The organism is Methanocella paludicola SANAE, assembly GCF_000011005.1.
GTDB lineage: Archaea > Halobacteriota > Methanocellia > Methanocellales > Methanocellaceae > Methanocella > Methanocella paludicola.
This window is the reverse complement of the sequence record NC_013665.1, coordinates 2,426,558-2,445,603: the sequence shown is the minus strand read 5'-3', so window position 1 is coordinate 2,445,603 and position 19,046 is coordinate 2,426,558. Positions and strand designations below refer to the sequence as shown.

Sequence of the window (19,046 nt, the reverse complement as noted above, 5' to 3'; positions counted from 1 at the left end):
TGATGACCTTTTTTCTGCTCCCTGACTTCGTCCTTACCAGCCTTCCATAAGGAATTCACAGGGGTCTATATTAATGATTTCTACAGGCCATACGACATAGCCCGGGCTAACTGGCCTGGTAGTACAATTCCACGGTAAAAAAGAGATGGAACTTATTTTTCTATTTTTTCGATGATGCCTTCGGCGCATTCTATGCCCATGGCCGCTGCGGGCACGATGCCTCTGGTGACGCCTGCGCCGTCGCCGCAGACGTAGAGGTTGTCGATGACCGCGGTCTCGAAGTGGTCCCTCGTCTCGGGCCTGACCGCCGCGAACTTGATCTCAGGGGCATAGAGCAGCGTCGCATCAGAGGCCACGCCCGGTACCACGCGGTCAAGCATGTCCAGGCCTTCGATCAGGTCTGTTACGACGCGGTGTGGCAAAGCCATTGATATGTCGCCTGGCGTTACGAACCTGAGCGTGGGCTCCACGTAGCTCCGCTTGAGGCGTTCCCAGGTGGACCGCCGGCCCTTCTTGAGGTCGCCCAGGCGTTGTAGGAGCGGCTTGCCGCCCCCGATGGTCTTCGCCTGCTCGGCGATGGTGCTCCCGTACTCGTTCGTGTTCTCCAGGGGCTCGGTAAGCGCGATCTTCGATAAAAAGGCAAAGTTCGTGTTGTTCGAGCGGCAGTTGCGCTGGGAATGGCCGTTGGCGCCGACGCCGGATTCGTAGGTGTCCTGCACGACGAAGCCGTACGGGCACGTACAAAAGGTACGGACAAGGTCGTCGTAGGTGGGCGTGCGCATGCGGAACTTGGGGTCCCAGTTCGTCTTTACCGCTTCGTCGTATACGACTGCGGGGACTTCGACCCTGACGCCGACGTCGATGGGCATGTACTTGATGGGCACGTCGTACTTTTTCATCTGCTCCCCGAGCCAGGTACTTCCCGACCGGCCGGGCGCCAGAAGAACGAAATCCGCCAAGAGCTGATTACCATTAGCAATGACCCCGGTGGCCTTCTTATTCCTCGCCGTAAGGCTCTCCACCGTCGTATTCAGCATGAACTTGACGCCCCGGTTCTCGAGGTCCTTTTTCATGGAGCCGATGACTTTCGGCAGCATGTCGCTGCCTATGTGTTTTTGTTTGATGGGGATGAACTCGATGCCGTTGGCGGCCGCGGACTGCTCCAGCCCGGCCGAGGGCACGTGGGGCGCTTCGTCGGGAGCCCCATGCTCTACGAAATAGGCGTCAACCATGTCGAACAAGTCCTGGGTCCGGCCCATGCCGAGAAAGTCGATCAGGTCGCCCCCGATGAGCGGGTTGAGGTTGAGCTTGCCGTCCGACATGCCGCCGGCGCCGCCAATGCCCGCGGTCACGTTGCACACATTACAATAGATACAGTCCTTGCCCTTCAAGACCTGGCAGGTGCGTTTGCTTATGTCCTTGCCCTTCTCGATGATCGTGACGTCCGCGTATTCTGCCAGTTCCCTGGCCGCCATAAGGCCGCCGGGGCCCGCTCCCACGATGATGACTTTTTTCCTGCTACCCGCACCTCGTTTCATCCTTATCACTCTTACTCATAGGGGAGTAGGCGGGATGCAATATTTATAATTTCTCTAAAGGCAAAGAAGCGGCGTCCGCCGCACACCGCTAAAAAAACTTTATGTCAGGATCTCATGGAGCCTGCCCTGTTCAAGGGCTTCCCTTATTTCGAGGGCGATACGTCTCCCCATGTACATGTTCTCTCCATACTTCAGATAGGCATATGGAGAAGTGCCGATGCCGGCGTTAGTTCCCGCCACGATGCGCGCGGAGATCTCGAACGTGTGGATATTGAGGTCGTCCGTCACTACCGTCTCCAGGCAGAAAGGCCCGATTATTCCCGGCGGCGCCAGCCTCTTCGCCGTCTCATGGACATTTTCGCCCATCCTGATCAGCTCCGGAAGCAGCGACTCCCTTATAACGATGGGGAAGTTGCCCACGATCGTATAGGTCGGGTTCGCCCGTATCTCGAGCTGCTCGCCCGCGGGGATCCTGCCTATCGCGTCGACGGCGGATTCGTAGCGCCTGTCGATAGCTAAGAATTCCACGTCGTTCTTGATGATCGAGGAGAAATAGCTGGGATAGACGTTCACGCCCATCAGGTACTCCTGCAGGTGGATATTCTCCTTGTCTTCCTCTTTCAGGAGCCCGCGCCTGACCATGTCGCTGAACTTTCTATGGAACCCTTCCGGCGACGCCGCAAGGAAATATCCTCTTCCGCCCTTTGCGCCAGGCAGCTTCGCGATAACGAGCCTGTCGATATCCTCTGGCGACTTAATGGTGCCGGGAAGCCTGAGCCCCGCCTTCCGCAGCCATTCTCTCTGCTCTTTCCGGTCGGCCTCTAAATGGAGCAGCTCCCTGTTCCCGAACATGGGCACTCGGAGGCTGCCGGTCAGGTCTTCCGTGCTCAGGAAAGCCGTGAACGAGCCGTGGGGTATAAGGATAACGTTGAGACGCCGTAGCTTTTCCTGTATATGCCCGGTCATCAGCTCGCTAAAGTCCCGGACAATGATCATATCGTCCACGACACCGAATTTCCGGTACAGTATCGCATCTTTTTCCCTGCAGACGCATACCGTCCTGAAGCCTTCCTCTTTTGCGCCTTTGAAGATGTTGAGCGCGGTGTGGGAGCCGAGCGTGCCTATGGCTATATTTTTCAGGTCATAATTATCCAGTATGCCGCTCACATCGCTCATGTTAGCACATCAGAAAGCCTGTCCTCTTTCATCGCGCGCTTTATTTCCATGGCAACACGCCTTCCGGGGCCGACTTCCATTCCGTACTTGTACTTCATGTAGGGCGAAGTAGGCTCGACGCACGGGCAGCCCGGGATACGGGGGCTTACGTCGAAGACGTAAAATTTCAGGTCCCTGGTCACGGCGCCCTGTAAGGCGAAGAGGCCTATCATTCCGGGCGGGTACTCCTTTTTGCAGGTCTTCACGAAGCGCTCCGCGGCGTCGAACATCATCTCGAGCTGGCTTTCCCGCATGGTCGCGCCCATGTGGCCGATCTCGATGTTCTGCGTGGGGATATTAAGCTCGAGCTGCTCGGCGGCGGGCAGGTCAAGCACTCCGTCCAGGTCTGTCTGTATACGCCGGTCGAAGCCGAGCAGGTCTATCTCGTCGGTCAGGGGCGACCAGAAAAAGTTGGCGTTGAACTTCGCGCCGATCACGTACTCCTCGATGATCGAGCTCTTCAGCATCTCTGCGCTGACGATGCCCTTTCGTATGCGCTCTTTAGATTTCTTTTCGTATTCCTCAGGCGATGCGACGTAGAAAAAGGCCCGCTCCAGCGGCCGCCCTTTTTCGGTTACCTTGACGATCGACAGGCGGTCTATCTCGTCGGGCGATTTGAAGATCTTAGGCGTCAGTATCCCCGCTTTCTTGAGCAGGTAGTGCTGATTCTTAGGCGTGTTGCGCTCCTCGGTCCTGAGCATGGACCGGTTGCCCATGAGGGGCACCGTGAACTTTTGCTCGATGTTCTCGTAACCGGTATACACGGAGAAGGAGCGGCTGGGCACGAATATCGTGTTGAGGGCGCTCAGCTTTTTCAGGTTTGGTTCTTTAATGATGTCCGCGAACTTATCGAGGACGATGATGTGGTCGAAGAGATTTTTGTAATACTTTGCATACGTCTTTTCTCTGCCTTTCTCGCAGATCACCACGGTCTCGAGCTTTTCCTGCTTTGCGCCCGAGGCGATCTCCAGGGCAGAGTGTGAGCCCAATATGCCTATTCTCACTTTTTTTGGCTTGAATTCTCTTACCATTTTCTTAATACTATCGGTCGTCATTTCTCCTCGCCTGTATAGTGTATATTTACTGATTAATAGCGCTCGTCGCGTGGTGTAAAAATAATTTGCGGTCACATAATATGATGGCGGTCCTTATCCGAGAGCGATATTACTCTGGAGTCGGTCGAAAGCGCTTCTCAGGATAATTTTATATGTATCCCGGGTCCTTATTCTTCTTACATGAGCAAAGTCACCAAAGAGTCCATACTGAAGAGGGCTGAGGACCTCGATGTCAAGTTCATCAAGTTACAGTTCACCGACGTGTTCGGGACCACGAAGAACGTGGCCATCCCCGCCAGCCAGCTCGAGAAGGCTCTGGATGGTGATGTCATGTTCGACGGTTCGTCCATCGAGGGGTTCGTCCGCATCGAGGAGTCGGACATGTACCTCAAGCCGGACATGAACACCTTTTCTCTCATTCCCTGGCAGAGCGAGTACGGCAACGTCGCGCGGCTCATCTGCGACGTGTACAATCCGGATGGCAAGCCGTTCGAGGGCTGCCCCAGGAACGTGCTTAAGAAGGTCATCAAGGAGGCCGAGAAGATGGGGTTCAGCATGAACGCCGGCCCCGAGGCCGAATTCTACTTGTTCGAGCGAGACGAGAACGACATGCCTACTACGGATTCCCGTGACTACGGCGGATACTTCGACCTGTCTCCCGTGGACCTGGGCGACGAGGTCCGGCGGGCGATAGTCACTTCATTAATGGGGATGGGCTTCGATATCGAGATGTCGCACCACGAGGTGGGCGAGGGCCAGCACGAGATCGGTTTCAAGTACGCTCCTGCTCTGACCACGGCGGATAACGTGGTGACGTTCAAGTTCGTGGTGCGGAAGATCGCCATGCAGTACGGCCTGCACGCCACCTTCATGCCAAAGCCTTTGTTCGGCAAGGCCGGGTCGGGGATGCACACCCACCAGTCACTGTTCATTAAAGGTAAGAATCAGAATGCTTTTTATGATGAGAACGCGAAGTACCAGCTGAGCAAGACGGCTTTATACTACATCGGCGGCCTGCTCGGCCACGCGAGGGGGTATTCAGCCATCACGAACCCGATCGTGAACTCTTATAAGCGGCTCGTGCCGGGCTACGAGGCGCCCGTGTACATCGCGTGGTCGGAGAAGAATCGCTCTCCGTTAGTGCGCATACCGGCCCGCCGTGGCATGGGCACCAGGGCCGAGCTCAGGAACCCGGACCCGGCCTGCAACCCGTACCTGGCCTTGGCCGTGATGCTCAAGGCCGGATTGGACGGGATCAAGAAGAAGACCGACCCGGGAGACCCTGTAAATTTGAATATTTATCATCTCACGGGAAAACAGAAGAAGGATTTGAACATCAAGAGCCTGCCCGCGAGCCTGAGCGAGGCGCTGGACGAGCTGGAGGCCGATGACGTGGTCAGGAGCGCCCTGGGCCCCCACGTCTACGAGAACTTCATGACCGCCAAGCGCATCGAGTGGGACGAGTACCGCACCCAGGTACACCAGTGGGAAGTCGACCGCTACCTTGGTATTTACTAGTGGCGATCATATAGATAGCCACTTTTTTTAAGACTCTTCCGCGGTTTTGGGATGAATGTTTTTTTATCCTTTTCTAGTTATGCCGTCGTTGAGTGGTCCAACCACAGGGGCACGGAGCGCACGGGAGTTACACAGAGTTATTTTTTAATAATTTGAGACTCAGAGAGCTCAGAGCCTGGTTTATTGGCTTTCCTGGGGCACAGAGTTTATTGAGGCCCGGTTGACCAATAAACAATAATGCGGTTTATCCTCGGCAGTGCCTCTTTCAACTCCGTGCCCCGGGAAAGTTATAAACCCGTCCCCTGTGCCCTCTGGGTCTCCCTTTATAAGAAAACTCCGTGAAACTCAGCGCTCTCCGTGCCCCTGTGGTTGGACCACTCAACGACGGCATAACATAAAAACGAGCGAAGGCATCAGCCAAAGCAATATATCATCCCAAAAACGCACAAGAACCTTTTTTAAATTTTGAAAATCACGTTGTGTTCGTTTGGACAATCCTGCTATACAGATCCTGACCGTAGCTCGTTTGTAGCGGCTCGCCTTCGACCAACCGGTACGTCCTCTTACCATCGCTTTGCCTGACAGCTCTCAGAAAGACCGCGTTTTGTAATTGCTTATCATAAAGCGAGTGTGCGAAACTATACAGGTGCGACACAAAGAAGACCTTGATATGTCCCTCGACAAGGGCAGCCGTGATCTGACCGGCAATTTCCGAACCTTCCCTTTCGTTCGTCGCGGCGAAGGATTCGTTAAATAACAATATTGATTTAGGGGAGATATGGTTAACGATATCGTTCATCCGGCTGAGTTCCTCGTCCAGTTTCCCGCTGCTCATCGTGACATCTTCTTCCCGCTTGTAATGCGTGAAAATATTATCGCACACGTTGGCACTGAAATACTCGGCCGGCACGAACATGCCGCTTTGCATCATAAGCTGGGCCAGTCCTATGCTGCGTAAAAAGGTCGATTTGCCTCCCTGATTAGCGCCTGTGATCATGACGAGGTCCTTATCGTCCGCGTTGAGCTCATTGCCAACCACTTTTTGTTTCATGGTCAATGCCAGACAGACATCATATATCCCTTTGCATGAATGCTTACGTTTTTCAGCTTCTACTGGTATCGGGAAACACACCGGTTCTCCCATTTGAGAAAGCTGCTCGTGTAAATTTAAACAACCGATATAGAATGCTAATTCTGTCCGCAGCATGTTGAAGAAGCTCAGGATATGATCGCAGGATTGGGCGAGCGCATTCGCCACGTTGTTGATCCCCCGGTCCCTTAGGTCAGATAAAGCCCGTGCGCCCGCCTCATCCCTCTCGGGGATGGTATAAGAATAAAGGGGAGCCTTCTTGCTAAAGACCCGCTCCAGCCAGCCCTGTTTAATGTTATGCGGCCGGCGAAGGACATAGCGGGTGCCTTTATTGCCTTTCCCGAGCTCCGCACTGATCAGGACCCCCTCACGGAACTTCAGCATCTTAAGATGGCCCTCGACCTCGGCAAAATATTCATCGCTCAGCTCTCTTTTTAGCATCGTAAAAAGAGTAACAAATCCGTCCGACACAAATTGTTCCGCGTATTCGTCGGCGATCTTCCTTAATTTTTTTAGCCTATTGACGAATATCTCCAGCACATCCAGCGAACGACCTAAGACCGCGGCCGGGTACCTGCTTAAAAATCCCCAGTAAATCTTTTTCTCGCCTTCGATGGCATCCAGCGCAATATCGTAAATATTCCTGACGACCGATGGATTCTCCAGGCAATCTTTAAGCACGGCCTGGCGATAGAGGATGGCATCGGGGCTATTATGGATGCCGGTTAAGACGGCTTTCTTCGCCACGCCGGATAAGAATTCGTCATCCCGGGCCATGGCCATGAATAGCGTGCCCAATTCCAGGTCCTGGATCAGCGATAGCTCGTTCCAGGGCATGTGCTGTCCCATATCAAAATCACGGTCTTTGTGCATGAGAAACGCTTTCATGATCCAGGCGCTCCTTTAAAAATTTGTACGTAAGGCGATACTTCTCGGAAATGGATATCGCATAGGAAAGGCCATCCGCCGGCTTCCTTATGACCTTGAATGTCCTTAACGTCGGATTTTCCGGGACGACCATGCTGACCATGCTGACGGTCTTCTCGCTAAAAGCGGACAACTCATCGATAAATGTAACGCAAACGCATAACGAGTCGAGCGCCTCTATCTTCTCCATCACTTTTTTACTTAAGAAGACCGCGTCGCTTAAGGTCGTGGACGTGAATATCTCGTTCAATATGATAATACTGCCGGGCGTCGCCTTATTCAAGATCTCGATGACCCTGACGAGGTCGTCCTGCAGCTTTCCACGGAGATCCTTAATGTTTTCGCTCTTTTCGAAATGCGTAAAGATGCGGTCACATATAAAGAGCCGTGCCTCTCTGCCAGGGACAGGGCACCCTAAACTGGCCAGATAGTGTAGCTGGCCAAAGGTGCGTGCGAAAGTCGTTTTTCCGCCCTGGTTGGGGCCGGAGACTACGATAATTCGCTCCTTCCCCTCCAGATAAAAATCATTACAAATGATAGGGGATTTTTTATCTATTAATCTATTAGCCAGGGCAAGGTCGAATCCCTCATGGCTGTAAACATCCTTCCCCGGGTTAGATATTTGTGGATAGCAGAACTGCAATCCGATATCGCTGAATTTTCCGATGTGATCGATATAGGAAATGTAAAATTGGACCTCCCGGTCAAAACCGCTTATAGTTTTATCCAAATAGTCCTGATTCTTTGCATAATAATCGTTAAGCCTCGTAAAGGTCTCGGGATTCAGAAGGCCGATGAATTCGAGCACTTTTGCCTCGACATGGTTCATCTCGACGTATTCGGGCAGGTTCGACCGGTAATCTTTCACGGCGCCCTGCTTGAATTTTTCAAAGGTCTGCTCGACGTCCGCGCTGTAGTCCGATTCCGACTCATAGTTGCGGACTTTGATCGTGCCGTCTTTTATGATCATGGAATATTTTATGGTGGATAGTTCGGCCATAATTTGTTTTGCTTCTTCCAGGAGTGACGTGAATCGGTCTGACCGGGAGTAGACGGTCAAAAAATCACGAAATGAGCAAAATCCACGTGAACGTAAGTCGATCCGGCTAAGTTCGCGCGTCAGCTCTTTCACGGCATGACAATAGACGATCACAGCATCCAAGAACCAGCTTTCTTTTTGATACCGATAACTAAGCTTCTTCGCCTGAGCAAGGTGGTCTCGCATCGTGCACATATTGTCGGCGAACGTATCGACACTATTGAGAAGGTCTAAGTTTTCCAGGTCCTCGAATATTTCCTGGCGATATACAATGCTACCTATATCGGCCAATGCAGAGTAAAAAAATGGTTTCAGGTCATAGTCCTGTTTTCCAGACGTAATCGCGTCTATGACCTGATCCAGATTCAGGTCCACGAAAAACGAGGGCATTCCCGGTTTCTCGATCGCTATATCCGCCCGTTCTGACAGGATGCTGTGGAAAGTCATCGAAATTACTTCAATTTTTAATGATAGTGCTTTTCGGTTATCTCTTGTCCTTTCCATCCTTGGCCGGCGTCGATCTTCACTTTGTGGGCGCTGGCCTGGGCCTTGCGGCGGGCCTGCTCTACGGTCTTCCCGCACGAGAGCACCACGCCCATCCGGCGTTCCGCATACGTTTCGGGCTTGCCGAAGATGAGGACGTTCGTGTCGTCGTCGTAGGCGCCCGTTACGTTATACTGCGGGTACCAGCCCTCGGTGTGGGAGATGATGACGTGGGACGCCGCGCTGCTCCGGGGCTCGATGACCCTGTCATGCCACTGGATGGGAATGCCCAGAACAGCCTTCGCGTGCAGCGCGAACTGCGAATATCCCAGCGGCATCGAGGCCATGGTCACCAGGCCCGTGTCGTGCGGCCTGCACGCCGTCTCGTTGGCGTACACCTTGCCATTCTTCAGGTCGATGAACATCTCGTGAGCATACAACCCATAACCGCCCAGGTTGTCCATGATGCGCTGCGAGTAATCGTATATTTGCTTCTCGATCTTTTTAACCATCTTCTCGTCGCCGTCCTCGATCCAGGGGTGCCACGAGGAGTGGTAGTCGCCCTCGATCTGGTAGTGGCCGAGCGGCCGGACGAACTTGCTCTCGTCCCTGCCCTTCTCGTTCACGTACTTTACCGACAGTTCGGTGATCTCCACGTCGAAGTCGATGAACTCCTCGACGATTATCTTGGCCGCCGAGCCCCGGGCCTTCTCGGCCTCCTTGAAGGCCTTCTCGACGTCCTTCTTGCTCTTCAATAAGTATGAGCCTTTGCCGCTGGACGACTGGATGGGCTTCGAAACACAGGGGAACCCGATCTTGTCGCAGGCCTTCCTGAAGCTCTCCAGGTCGGTGGCGTACTCGTACTTCGAGGTACGGGCCCCGGTCGAGGCGATGGCCTCCCTGAGGCGCTCCCGGTGCATGGCGGTCCACACCGCCTTGGCGCACGGCGCCACGAAGTAGCCCTCCTTCTCCAGTTTGAAGAGCGTGTCGATGTTGATGGCCTCGATCTCGGGGATGATGGCGTCCGGCCTCTCCCTCGCCACGATGGCCATCAGCGCCCGCTCGCTCTTCATGTTGATCGGATATGAACGGTGTGCCACCTGCATGCCCGGCGAGTTGGCGTACCTGTCCACCGCCACGACCTCGATGCCCATTCGCTGGGCCTCGATCATCGTCTCCTTACCAAGCTCTCCCGCTCCCAGAAACAGCAGCTTCGCCCCGTTCGCACAGGGCGTGCCCAGAATCTTCCTCGACTTCAAACTCATAACAAGGACCTCAATAGTCTATTTCGTATACGATCGATAAATATAAAATTACAGTATAAGCATTTAATTGAATACAATATGTAACGCCTCCAGCATTTTTGCCACGGCCGAACCAATTGGGCCTTTCTTGACCGGTGCTTCGCATAAATATACCCGGTAGTATCTTCTTTTCGCATAGTAAGCGACCGCATACAATGTTGCGATGATCAGGGAAGATACGACCGTTATAGAAACCAATAGTATCTGCCCGGCGCCCAGCAATGCTGCCACGATGATCGCGATGACGGCGATGATAATAACATAATCGATATTCAAACGGAAAAACCGGTCGAGAAGTCTCCTATTTTTCGATAATAGCCGGTATGCGTCTTCATAAAAGCCGTAGGGTATGCCATACTTATCATTGATACAAATGGCCGCATTGACGGGGGTTAGCATTAAAAATACCCGGGGGTCGGGCGATTCGCCGTAATAGGCGAGGAACAGGGCATCCACGTCTTCACTTTTATCGACGCCATCGATCCGTGTATAATTAGTCTCGTCGAATAAGTAAGCGTCTTTATAGGTATCGATCTCAGCCTTAAAAGCCTTAAAGTGAAGGTCGAATAGTCCGAACAGCCTGATTATGTCTGAGTAATAGACCTTCGACACGGGCAGCTCAATAATGCTATCCACGGAATCTTTTTCCAGTTCATTCACGTATTTCGAGAGCGGACCTTTCATCCGGGCTTTGGTCCATGGACTGTCTATGATTTTTTTCTTATTATCCATTCTCTCTCACCCCTGCCCCTCAATCAAGGATCATGCCCCTGAAGATCGATTCGGGCTTTTTGAAGTCGAACGATAATTCCCGGAATGACGTGGCATTAATGCAAAGCGCCGAGACCGCTTCGATGAACTGGTAGGGCATGTCCAGGTCCCTGGCGAGGCCCGTAAAAAGCTCCTCGTCCGCCCATATCGCCGCTTCGATCCCGTCTCCGGCACGGGGCTCGCCATACATGTATTTACAGAGGTAGAAAATGAGTACTGCGTGCCTGTCCAGTATCGAGCTGTCGTGATAGGACATCGACGTCGTTATCTGCCTGACGGCTTTCACCGAGCATGATGTCTCCCTTTCGACCATCGTTTCGACACAGTGCTGGAACCTTTCCCCCGGCCGCAGCCGGCCTCCCGGCAGCGCCCACCGGTTACCCCACTGCGACTTTTTATGCTTTACGATCAATAGCCTACCGTCGTCAAAGACCAGGCCACAGCAATATACGACAAACCTGTCTGCCATAGGACCAACTCGCAACATCGCGCATTGCCATATGGGCCGAATGTCCGCCATCGACAATGCGCCTCAATGTCTGGAGAAGCTATTAGTCGCATTGCCTTGCGGCGGTTCTGCATAAGAGCACGGTGAGCTTCATCACCAGTATGGGAGTATTGTCCATCATCATTTATACGTTTTATCCTTTAGTGCCGATTACGCACAATGTTTATGCCTTTTCGGGGCCTTATAGGATTAATTCGGAGGCCTTATCGTTGAAAATCACAGCATTCACCGTGGACGGCGTTCCCATGATACAGAAGGGCGATGACCTCGGGGCCATCGTGGCAAGCCTGGCGAAGATAGAGGACGACGATATAGTTGTTTTCGCGCACACCATCGTATCCAAAGCGGAGGGCCGCCGGTATTCTTTAGACGGTATCGTGCCCACGCAAAGGGCAGTGGAACTGGCCGGGCTGAACAACGAGGATCCCCGATTCATCCAGCACGTGCTCACGAACAGTACGAAGGTCCTCATGAAGCGACCGCTCCTTGTCCAGACCGTCTGGGGTAACGTATGCATAAACGCCGGTACCGACCGGTCGAACACCGAATCCGGCCATATCTTATCGCTTCCCGAGAACCCGGACGCATCGGCCCGCAGGATCCGTGACCGCATCTTAGAGCTTACCGGTAAGCGCGTGGCCGTCATCATCACCGACACGAACGGCCGCTCCTTCCGCGAAGGCCAGATCGGCGTCACGGTGGGCTGCGCCGGCATCTCCGCCCTCCACGATAAGCGGGGCGACAAGGACCTGTTCGGCCACGAGCTCAAGATCACCATCCAGGCCATCGCCGACGAGGTCGCCGCCTGCGCCAACATGCTCATGGGCGAGGCCGACGAGGGGACCCCCATCGCGATCATCCGGGGCTACCAGTATACGAAGGACGATAACGGGATCAAGCCTTCATTCCGGGCGGATGGCACGGACCTCGTAAAGCAAGCCTTACTGGAGAAAGTAGCAAGGGATGAAAAAACGCCGGTAAAAGATATTGTCTCATACCGGGAACCATCGCCGGACATATACTCCTAAACTTGTCATATCTTTTTCAACCTTCGCTATAACAAAATAATGGGCAGCTAATATTTCATATACGCCCCTTCCATGGCAGGTGTCGCTAATTTAGTAAATAATCTTAACACCCCGGTGTACTTATTCTCCGGGGGCTTCCATTGTGAAAGCCTATCGGCGATAATTTTGTTGATGGTTTCCGGCTCTTCTTTTTTACATTGTACGCCCACTATGTTCAGGCCCCTGTTCGGTACGTCCAGCTCGATAAGGTCGCCGTCTTCCACGACTGCTATGGGCCCTCCGTCCATGGCCTCCGGGCACAGGTATCCCACGCACGGCCCGCGGCTTGCACCGGAGAACCGTCCGTCCGTAATGAGCGCCGTCGTCGTGTCCAGCTCCCTTTTCGATGCGAGCGCTTCCGTTAGGTAAAACATCTCCGGTAACCCCAACCCCTTAGGACCGGCATAGCGCAGGACGATCATGGAGCCCGGCTCGATTTCGCCGTTTATTACCGCGTCGAAGGCCGCCTTTTCCTGCTCGAATACCACCGCCGGCCCGACGTGGTGGAACATCTCCCTGGGCAATGCGGAATATTTAATCGCCGCGTGGCCGGGCGCAAGATTACCGCTTAGAATAGCGAGGGCTCCTTTTCCGATAGGGCGGTTGATCGGTGCCATGACGTCCTCTGCAGTTACTTTAAAGTTTTTAAGATATCGCCGTACTTTTGTGAAGTAGTCCATATTCTCCATGTCCTTCAGGTTCTCGCCGACGGTCTTGCCGGTCACTGTCATGGCATCGAGGTGCAGGAACTCCCTGATTTCCGAGATGATGCCGTATACTCCGCCCGCGTACCAGAAGAATACCGCCGGGTACTTCCCGCTGGGCCGGACGTTGAGCAGGTATGGGATTTCCCGGTTAAGCTCATCCCATAGCTTTGGATGCAGCGTTATTCCCGTTTCATGGGCTATGGCGGCGAGGTGCATGATGGCGTTCAGCGACCCCGCTATAGCCGCGTGGACCATGATCGCGTTCTCGAACGCGTCCTTCGTCAGTATATCCCTGGTCATGGCGCCCTCTTCCAGCATGCCCATGATGCGCTTCCCCGATATTTCCGCGAGGGCCCGGACGTCCTTCTGGTATGCGGGCGTCACAGCCGACCCTGGCAATGACATGCCCAGGGCTTCCGACATCGATTGCATGGTGTTCGCCGTTCCCATGAAGGAGCAGCTCCCCTCGGTGGGGCACGCATTCTGCTGGAAGAACGTGAAAACATCCTTTGCCAGCTCTCCCCGCCTGAGTTGTGCATATATCGTACCGACCTGTTCAAGCGTGAACATCCCGGGGCCCGGCGCCTGGGTGCCCCCGAGCGCAACGATCGCCGGGGCATCGTTTAGCCTGGCGGCGGCCATGAGCTGGCCCGGGACCGCCTTATCGCAGCTGGACACCAGCACCATGCCGTCCATCGGCTGCGTCCTCCAGTGGACCTCGATCATGTCGCAGATCATTTCCCTCGATAGCAGGGAATAGTACATGCCCTCCGTGCCCTGGATGATGCCGTCGCACACGTCGGTAACGTGGAACAGGCCTGGCTTTCCGCCGCTGGAGTATACGCCATTGGATACCATCTGCGATAATTGCATCAGGTGATAGCTGCCGGGCATGGAGTCGCCCCAGACGTCGTCGACGAGTATCTGCGGTTTCCCCAGGTCTTCGACCGTGAAGTCCATGGAGAGCTTTAGCGGGTCGATCTCGGGGCTTTGTTTTCTTAAATCCTGGCTTCTCATGATGAGACATTACATTTAGCGATTTATTTTTATATTTGACATCTATCGCATCCCGCCATTTTAAATTCAGAAAATAATACGGTGGCGCAAGACGTATAAAGGCGGAGAGTGTTAACGACAATGGTGATGAGGCTCACCGTGCTTTTGTGCAGAACCGCCGCCCGTCGCGACTAATGGCCTCTGGCTAATGTGATCCAGAGGTTAAGCGCATGAGGGCCAGTCCGCAGGCAATATCTTCATTGATAGAGAGCTTATCGGTCAAATCGCCGTCCTTCCGGAATATCCGCATACCGATGTCACGAATGTACATCGATGACTTAATCCTGCTCTGTGAATTATTCCATGAGACCATCGGCAGATTTACGGTGGAGCTGGATACGAACGCGCGGGTCTATTATTTTAACCAGGATAATTACCCGGCCATAAAAAATATCGACACGTCCGAGCGAGTCGAAGCGATGTTCATATCCTATCACGGAGAGTCGCTTTACCCCATCCTTTTCATGATACTATCGCCATCGTGCGCTTCGGTCAACATCAACTTTAAATACGATCTACAATTTGGCCTGGTGGACGATGCTATAGCCATCGCAGGAAAGCATAAAAGGGCCATCGATATTTTCTGGGACATCCGGCCGTCCAGGGCCGCCGCGCTGATCATTGCGCTCGATATCATAGCCGTGCTGGCATTTGGCCTCACCGGGGCTTATTGGACGGTCACCATGTTCTCCTCCATTGCCCTCATATTAGCCGTTACGGCGCTATCCTTCTATACTGGCCGCCATTACTGCGAGATCAGCCTGGATGAAGAACCCCCTGCCAGCGCATTATCGAGGGCGATCAAGTGGACCGGAAAAGCTGTCGGTGATGCTGTAGATAACGTTTCAGCTGAGACTTTCGAAAGGATCCTGTATTACCTTTGCCTGGCCCTGGTAGTCATCATATGCGCAATCGGTGGATACGAGATGTGTTCGCTTATTATACATTGAAATAGTGAACTATTCTATGACCAAACATATAAATAAAACCGGCCACTATGCTATTCTGGTGATGAAGCTCACCGTGCTCTTATGCAGAACCGCCGCGCAGCGGGCGACTAATGGCTTCTGATAGTTCAAAGCCATTCTTTGAACGGGTTGCTAATGGTGAGTTAAATGGAAAATAACAATAAGGGCTGGCTTAATTCCACCGTCTGGGGCGTCTCGCTGACGAGCTTCCTCTCGGACTTTGGGCATGAGACTGTGACCGTGCTGCTGCCGTCATTCCTTACGTCGCTGGGCGCTCCGGCGTACGCGCTGGGCCTCATCGAAGGGCTGAGCGACGGGCTTTCAAGCTTTGCCAAGCTATTATCGGGCTACTACTCGGACAAGCTCGGGAAGCGCAAGGAGCTCTCAATAATAGGGTACATCGCGACGGGCATCTTCCCGGCTATCGTCGCGCTGGCATCGTCCTGGCCGGCCGTGCTCTTAGGCCGGGTGTTCGGCTGGATCGGGCGGGGCGTCCGCGGCCCCCCGAGGGATGCCATCCTTGCGAAATCGGTAGAGGAAAACGACCTCGGCAAAGCGTTCGGGGTCCACCGGACGGGAGACACCCTCGGGGCCATAGCCGGTCCGGCGCTTGCGTTCGTGCTGGTCTCCTACATCGGGATGAGGGACGTATTCTGGCTCGCGGTCATACCGGGCATGCTGGCCGTTATCGTATTCATGGTGGCCGTGAAAGAGAAAAATCCGGCCCCTGCCAAAGGGCACGTGAACATCGTAACGTCCTTAAAGGGATTTACGCCGCGGTTTAAAGGGTTCTTATCCGCAGTGCTGCTATTCGGCGTCTCGGACTTCTCCCACACGATGCTTATCCTCTTTGCCGTGACAACGTTAACGCCGACTCTTGGCTTCGTGCAGGCGACCGCGATGGGGGTGCTGCTGTACGGAGTGCGGAACGTCGTCTACGCTGCCGCATGCTATCCGTTCGGGGCGCTGGGCGACCGGTTTGGACGGAAGGAAGTTCTAGCCTTCGGGTACGCGCTGGCCGTGCTGATGTTCGTCGGGTTCATCCTGGCGCCGCCCAATGTTATCGTATACGGATTATTATTCGCCATTGCGGGCGCCTATATCGCGGCCGAGGACACCCTCGAAGGCGCCGTCTGCGGGCAGATGGTCGAGGAACCACGCCGCGCCCTGGGCTTCGGCGCGATGGCCACAATGAATGGTGTGGGCGATTTCATCTCCAGCTTCGTCGTAGGCGTCCTGTGGAGCGCATTCGGGTTCGCCTACGGCTTCGCGTTCGCGGCGCTCGCGGGAGCGGCAGGAGTTATCGCGCTAATCCTTACCAATAAAAAATATGATGTCGGAGCAAATACTCAAGGGTGATAGGGATGTGCGGGCGCCATAACAGGTCGGTAAGTGCCGCGGCCACGACGATACTGGGCTATATCCGGGAGATAAGGTCGCTTATGGCATCGGGCGACCAGTTCCATTCCAGCCTGAAGGGCCGGCCCACAGCGGAAGAGGTGAAGGAGATCAACAATATCATGGCTGGCATGGAGCGTGCAATCGAAGACTACTGGGGCGACTCGGGCCTGCCGCAGGAAGAGACGGACGTGAAGTGGCGTATCTATGTCCTTTCTCAATTCATGGAGGACCTGGTCGACGACATGCGCCCCGAAAAGCTTAGAAAGACCCACGGCGACATCGAGTCGGATGAGCAGGCGGAAAAGATGGGAGAGCTCTGCGATCGTCTCGATGAGCAGGTGCGACGCTTGAAGCGGATAGCCTCAAAGTAAAACGTAACCTATATTCTTTTAAAAAGCATAACATACAGCGGCGATGAAGCTCGCCGTGGCTCATGGCAAAACCGCCGCAAGGCTGATAGCTTCTATTTTAAAACGTTCATTTGCGGTGAAAATATGATGCAGCCTGTTAATGATTACGGCGAGCTTAAAAACAGGGCCCGGGAGGAGCTTAACGCTTTAAGAGGGCTCATGTCGGATGAGGAGGCGGCGCGCCGGGAGGCCGATGCGCTTATCGCCAAGCTGGACTCCGACACGTTCAACCTGGTCGTGCTGGGCCAGTTCAAGCGAGGAAAGACGACGTTCATCAATGCTTTGCTTGGCGATAGCGTGCTTCCCACGGCGGTGGTCCCTCTCACGTCCATCATCACGGTGATCCGGTTCGGCCCCGTACCGAGGACGACCGTAATATACCAGGACGGGCGCTCCGACGTTATCGGGCCTGAGTTACTGGGCGATTACGTGACCGAGCGGGGAAATCCCCGGAATGTAAAGCGCGTGGGCCACGTGGAGATAGAGTACCCCTCCGACTATCTGAAGGAGGGCGTAATGATCATCGATACGCCCGGCATCGGCTCCACTTTCCTCCACAACACTGAGGTGACCTACAGCTTCCTGTCAAAAGTAGACGCAGCCGTGTTCATGCTCTCCATCGACCCGCCGGTCAGCGACGTTGAGCTGCGGTTCCTTGAGGACGTCGGGAAGCACGTGAAAAAGTTCTTTTTCATCCTTAACAAGGTCGACAGGGCCGACGCCGAAGAGGTGAAGGAGTCTATAGCCTTTAACCGGGCCGTGATCGGGGAAAAGATGGGGGCCGAGCCTAAATTATTTCCCTTATCCGCAAAGCAGGCGCTCGAAGGGAAAACAAAAGGCGATAGGGAGCTTTTGCAACGGAGCGGTTACGTAGATTTTGATAGAGCGCTCGGCACCTTTTTGACCACCGATAAGTGCGGCGTCTTCCTGCGCTCCATCCTGGACAGGGCATCGGGGCTCGTGGAGGCAAGGCGCCTGTCCTTGGCCATCGAGAAGAAGACACGGGCGCTATCAGTGCAGGCGCTGGAAGAGAAAGCGACTTTGTTCAATGTGGAGCTGGAGCGATTCCTGAGGGACAAGGAAGCCAATGTGCACCTCATCGAGTGGGACGTGGACTCTATGATCAAGACGCTGGACGTGGATAGCGGCAAATTCAAAAGCGAGATGACTCCCGTTGCCATCCGGCAGATGGAGTCGTTCATCGATACTTATCCGAAAGCCGGCAACCGCGAGTTCCTGAACGCGATCAAGGACCAGCTCTTTAAGGTCATTTCCGGGGCCTGTGATAGCTGGCGTGCCAGTGAGGAGGAGAAAATATCCGGGCTCTATGCTGAGAAGGCGAAGTCGCACTCCGAGAGGTGGGAAGAGTCCATCCGCCGGTTCGAAAAGGCCTCGTCCGATATATTCGATGTCGAGATACGGCACTACTCATTCGATGGTGCGCCGGACCTTCATACGCCCCTATTCTACGGCATCGATACTTTCATGGACGAGGGCATGCTGCTCGATACGGCGCTCACGACGCTCAACCTGATGATGCCGTCTTCGCTGTTCCGCGGGCAGGTTAAGAACGCTATGCGGGAGCGCGTGGAGCGCTCGCTGGATATGAACTCGGGCAAGATACGCTATGCGTTCCTGGAAAGCCTCCTGAAGTCATCGAAGAGCATGAAGGCCTCGTACGAGACCATGGCGGATACTCTGGTGTCCTCAGTAAAGCAGGCGCTCGAAAGAGCCCGGGCCGAAAAGTCCATGTCCGCGAGTGAAGCGCAGAAACGTGCCGCAGAGATCGACCGGATGCTGGCCGCCCTGGAGGAGCATAAAAAAAGGCTGGAGGCCGTCGAGCTTTACTGCCGGCGGCCCGAATTGACGCCTATAGCTTAGTGTACACTGCCATACTTAATCATAGGGGGCGGCCCGGCCCCCGATCAAGTCAGTGACGACGCGGTGCGGTAATGCCAGGCGGCGCTCTACGACAAAGCTCCCTGGATT

15 protein-coding genes and 3 riboswitches are annotated in these 19,046 nt (G+C 54.3%); of the genes, 6 read left to right on the top strand and 9 right to left on the bottom strand.

Annotation, left to right across the window (positions count from 1 at the left end; translation table 11 throughout):
- Positions 1-152: 152 nt before the first annotated feature.
- The 3 genes from MCP_RS12565 to MCP_RS12555 all read right to left on the bottom strand — a co-directional run bounded on the left by MCP_RS12565 (position 153) and on the right by MCP_RS12555 (position 3,808).
- Complete coding sequence (locus MCP_RS12565) at positions 153-1,538, bottom strand: NAD(P)/FAD-dependent oxidoreductase (protein ID WP_128567212.1); 1,386 nt, start codon at positions 1,536-1,538, stop codon at positions 153-155.
- Between the two features lie 99 nt (positions 1,539-1,637).
- A complete protein-coding gene (locus MCP_RS12560; RefSeq protein ID WP_012901228.1) occupies positions 1,638-2,714 on the bottom strand; it encodes a formate--phosphoribosylaminoimidazolecarboxamide ligase in 1,077 nt (358 codons plus the stop codon).
- Complete coding sequence (locus MCP_RS12555) at positions 2,711-3,808, bottom strand: formate--phosphoribosylaminoimidazolecarboxamide ligase family protein (RefSeq protein ID WP_012901227.1); 1,098 nt, start codon at positions 3,806-3,808, stop codon at positions 2,711-2,713. The genes MCP_RS12560 and MCP_RS12555 overlap by 4 nt, the downstream gene beginning before the upstream one ends.
- Before the next feature lie 180 nt (positions 3,809-3,988).
- Between MCP_RS12555 and glnA the strand changes: the two genes are divergently transcribed.
- A complete protein-coding gene (gene glnA / locus MCP_RS12550; RefSeq protein WP_012901226.1) occupies positions 3,989-5,326 on the top strand; it encodes a type I glutamate--ammonia ligase in 1,338 nt (445 codons plus the stop codon).
- Between the two features lie 472 nt (positions 5,327-5,798).
- On the opposite strand, the gene MCP_RS12545 is transcribed toward glnA, so the two are convergent.
- The 5 genes from MCP_RS12545 to MCP_RS12525 all read right to left on the bottom strand — a co-directional run bounded on the left by MCP_RS12545 (position 5,799) and on the right by MCP_RS12525 (position 11,409).
- Positions 5,799-7,304, bottom strand: a complete 1,506-nt coding sequence (locus MCP_RS12545; protein WP_012901225.1) for a MutS-related protein — start codon at positions 7,302-7,304, stop codon at positions 5,799-5,801.
- On the bottom strand, positions 7,273-8,829 hold the full coding sequence (locus tag MCP_RS12540) for a MutS-related protein (RefSeq protein WP_012901224.1): 1,557 nt from the start codon (positions 8,827-8,829) through the stop codon (positions 7,273-7,275). The genes MCP_RS12545 and MCP_RS12540 overlap by 32 nt, the downstream gene beginning before the upstream one ends.
- 17 nt (positions 8,830-8,846) lie before the next feature.
- Positions 8,847-10,130 (bottom strand): formate-dependent phosphoribosylglycinamide formyltransferase, encoded by a 1,284-nt coding sequence (purT, locus tag MCP_RS12535; RefSeq protein WP_012901223.1) that lies wholly within the window; start codon positions 10,128-10,130, stop codon positions 8,847-8,849.
- A 63-nt stretch (positions 10,131-10,193) separates the two neighbouring features.
- The gene (locus tag MCP_RS12530) at positions 10,194-10,901 is read right to left on the bottom strand and encodes a hypothetical protein (RefSeq protein ID WP_012901222.1); all 708 of its coding nucleotides are present in this window, start codon (positions 10,899-10,901) and stop codon (positions 10,194-10,196) included.
- Positions 10,902-10,920: 19 nt separating this feature from the next.
- A complete protein-coding gene (locus MCP_RS12525; RefSeq protein WP_012901221.1) occupies positions 10,921-11,409 on the bottom strand; it encodes an NUDIX hydrolase in 489 nt (162 codons plus the stop codon).
- Positions 11,410-11,475: 66 nt separating this feature from the next.
- Positions 11,476-11,555: riboswitch (Fluoride riboswitch) on the bottom strand.
- A gap of 102 nt (positions 11,556-11,657) precedes the next feature.
- On the opposite strand from MCP_RS12525, the gene MCP_RS12520 reads away from it, so the two are divergent.
- Positions 11,658-12,476, top strand: a complete 819-nt coding sequence (locus MCP_RS12520; RefSeq protein WP_012901220.1) for a coenzyme F420-0:L-glutamate ligase — start codon at positions 11,658-11,660, stop codon at positions 12,474-12,476.
- 47 nt (positions 12,477-12,523) lie between these two features.
- Here MCP_RS12520 and ilvD read toward each other — a convergent pair whose 3' ends face one another.
- Positions 12,524-14,239 carry a dihydroxy-acid dehydratase gene (gene ilvD / locus MCP_RS12515; protein WP_012901219.1) on the bottom strand — a complete coding sequence of 572 codons (1,716 nt, stop codon included), beginning with the start codon at positions 14,237-14,239 and terminating at the stop codon, positions 12,524-12,526.
- Positions 14,240-14,541: 302 nt separating this feature from the next.
- Here ilvD and MCP_RS12510 point away from each other — a divergent pair, with 302 nt between their 5' ends.
- From MCP_RS12510 to MCP_RS12495, 4 genes are all read left to right on the top strand, one after another.
- Positions 14,542-15,228, top strand: a complete 687-nt coding sequence (locus MCP_RS12510) for a hypothetical protein (RefSeq protein ID WP_128567210.1) — start codon at positions 14,542-14,544, stop codon at positions 15,226-15,228.
- A gap of 48 nt (positions 15,229-15,276) precedes the next feature.
- A riboswitch (Fluoride riboswitch) is annotated at positions 15,277-15,355 on the top strand.
- Positions 15,356-15,393: 38 nt separating this feature from the next.
- The gene (locus MCP_RS12505) at positions 15,394-16,605 is read left to right on the top strand and encodes an MFS transporter (protein ID WP_012901217.1); all 1,212 of its coding nucleotides are present in this window, start codon (positions 15,394-15,396) and stop codon (positions 16,603-16,605) included.
- Between the two features lie 5 nt (positions 16,606-16,610).
- Positions 16,611-17,018 (top strand): hypothetical protein, encoded by a 408-nt coding sequence (locus tag MCP_RS12500; RefSeq protein ID WP_012901216.1) that lies wholly within the window; start codon positions 16,611-16,613, stop codon positions 17,016-17,018.
- Between the two features lie 30 nt (positions 17,019-17,048).
- A riboswitch (Fluoride riboswitch) is annotated at positions 17,049-17,120 on the top strand.
- 21 nt (positions 17,121-17,141) lie between these two features.
- Positions 17,142-18,938, top strand: coding sequence for a dynamin family protein (locus MCP_RS12495; protein WP_012901215.1), 1,797 nt, complete (start codon positions 17,142-17,144; stop codon positions 18,936-18,938).
- The last annotated feature ends 108 nt before the right edge of the window (positions 18,939-19,046 follow it).

What these genes read in the sequence shown, in the direction of transcription:
- MCP_RS12565 (WP_128567212.1), bottom strand. Translation starts at nt 1,538, where the DNA reads ATGAAACGAGGTGCGGGTAGCAGGAAAAAAGTCATCATCGTGGGAGCG.
- MCP_RS12560 (WP_012901228.1), bottom strand. Translation starts at nt 2,714, where the DNA reads ATGAGCGATGTGAGCGGCATACTGGATAATTATGACCTGAAAAATATA.
- MCP_RS12555 (WP_012901227.1), bottom strand. Translation starts at nt 3,808, where the DNA reads ATGACGACCGATAGTATTAAGAAAATGGTAAGAGAATTCAAGCCAAAA.
- glnA (WP_012901226.1), top strand. Translation starts at nt 3,989, where the DNA reads ATGAGCAAAGTCACCAAAGAGTCCATACTGAAGAGGGCTGAGGACCTC.
- MCP_RS12545 (WP_012901225.1), bottom strand. Translation starts at nt 7,304, where the DNA reads ATGAAAGCGTTTCTCATGCACAAAGACCGTGATTTTGATATGGGACAG.
- MCP_RS12540 (WP_012901224.1), bottom strand. Translation starts at nt 8,829, where the DNA reads ATGACTTTCCACAGCATCCTGTCAGAACGGGCGGATATAGCGATCGAG.
- purT (WP_012901223.1), bottom strand. Translation starts at nt 10,130, where the DNA reads ATGAGTTTGAAGTCGAGGAAGATTCTGGGCACGCCCTGTGCGAACGGG.
- MCP_RS12530 (WP_012901222.1), bottom strand. Translation starts at nt 10,901, where the DNA reads ATGGATAATAAGAAAAAAATCATAGACAGTCCATGGACCAAAGCCCGG.
- MCP_RS12525 (WP_012901221.1), bottom strand. Translation starts at nt 11,409, where the DNA reads ATGGCAGACAGGTTTGTCGTATATTGCTGTGGCCTGGTCTTTGACGAC.
- ilvD (WP_012901219.1), bottom strand. Translation starts at nt 14,239, where the DNA reads ATGAGAAGCCAGGATTTAAGAAAACAAAGCCCCGAGATCGACCCGCTA.
- MCP_RS12510 (WP_128567210.1), top strand. Translation starts at nt 14,542, where the DNA reads ATGTACATCGATGACTTAATCCTGCTCTGTGAATTATTCCATGAGACC.
- MCP_RS12505 (WP_012901217.1), top strand. Translation starts at nt 15,394, where the DNA reads ATGGAAAATAACAATAAGGGCTGGCTTAATTCCACCGTCTGGGGCGTC.
- MCP_RS12500 (WP_012901216.1), top strand. Translation starts at nt 16,611, where the DNA reads ATGTGCGGGCGCCATAACAGGTCGGTAAGTGCCGCGGCCACGACGATA.
- MCP_RS12495 (WP_012901215.1), top strand. Translation starts at nt 17,142, where the DNA reads ATGATGCAGCCTGTTAATGATTACGGCGAGCTTAAAAACAGGGCCCGG.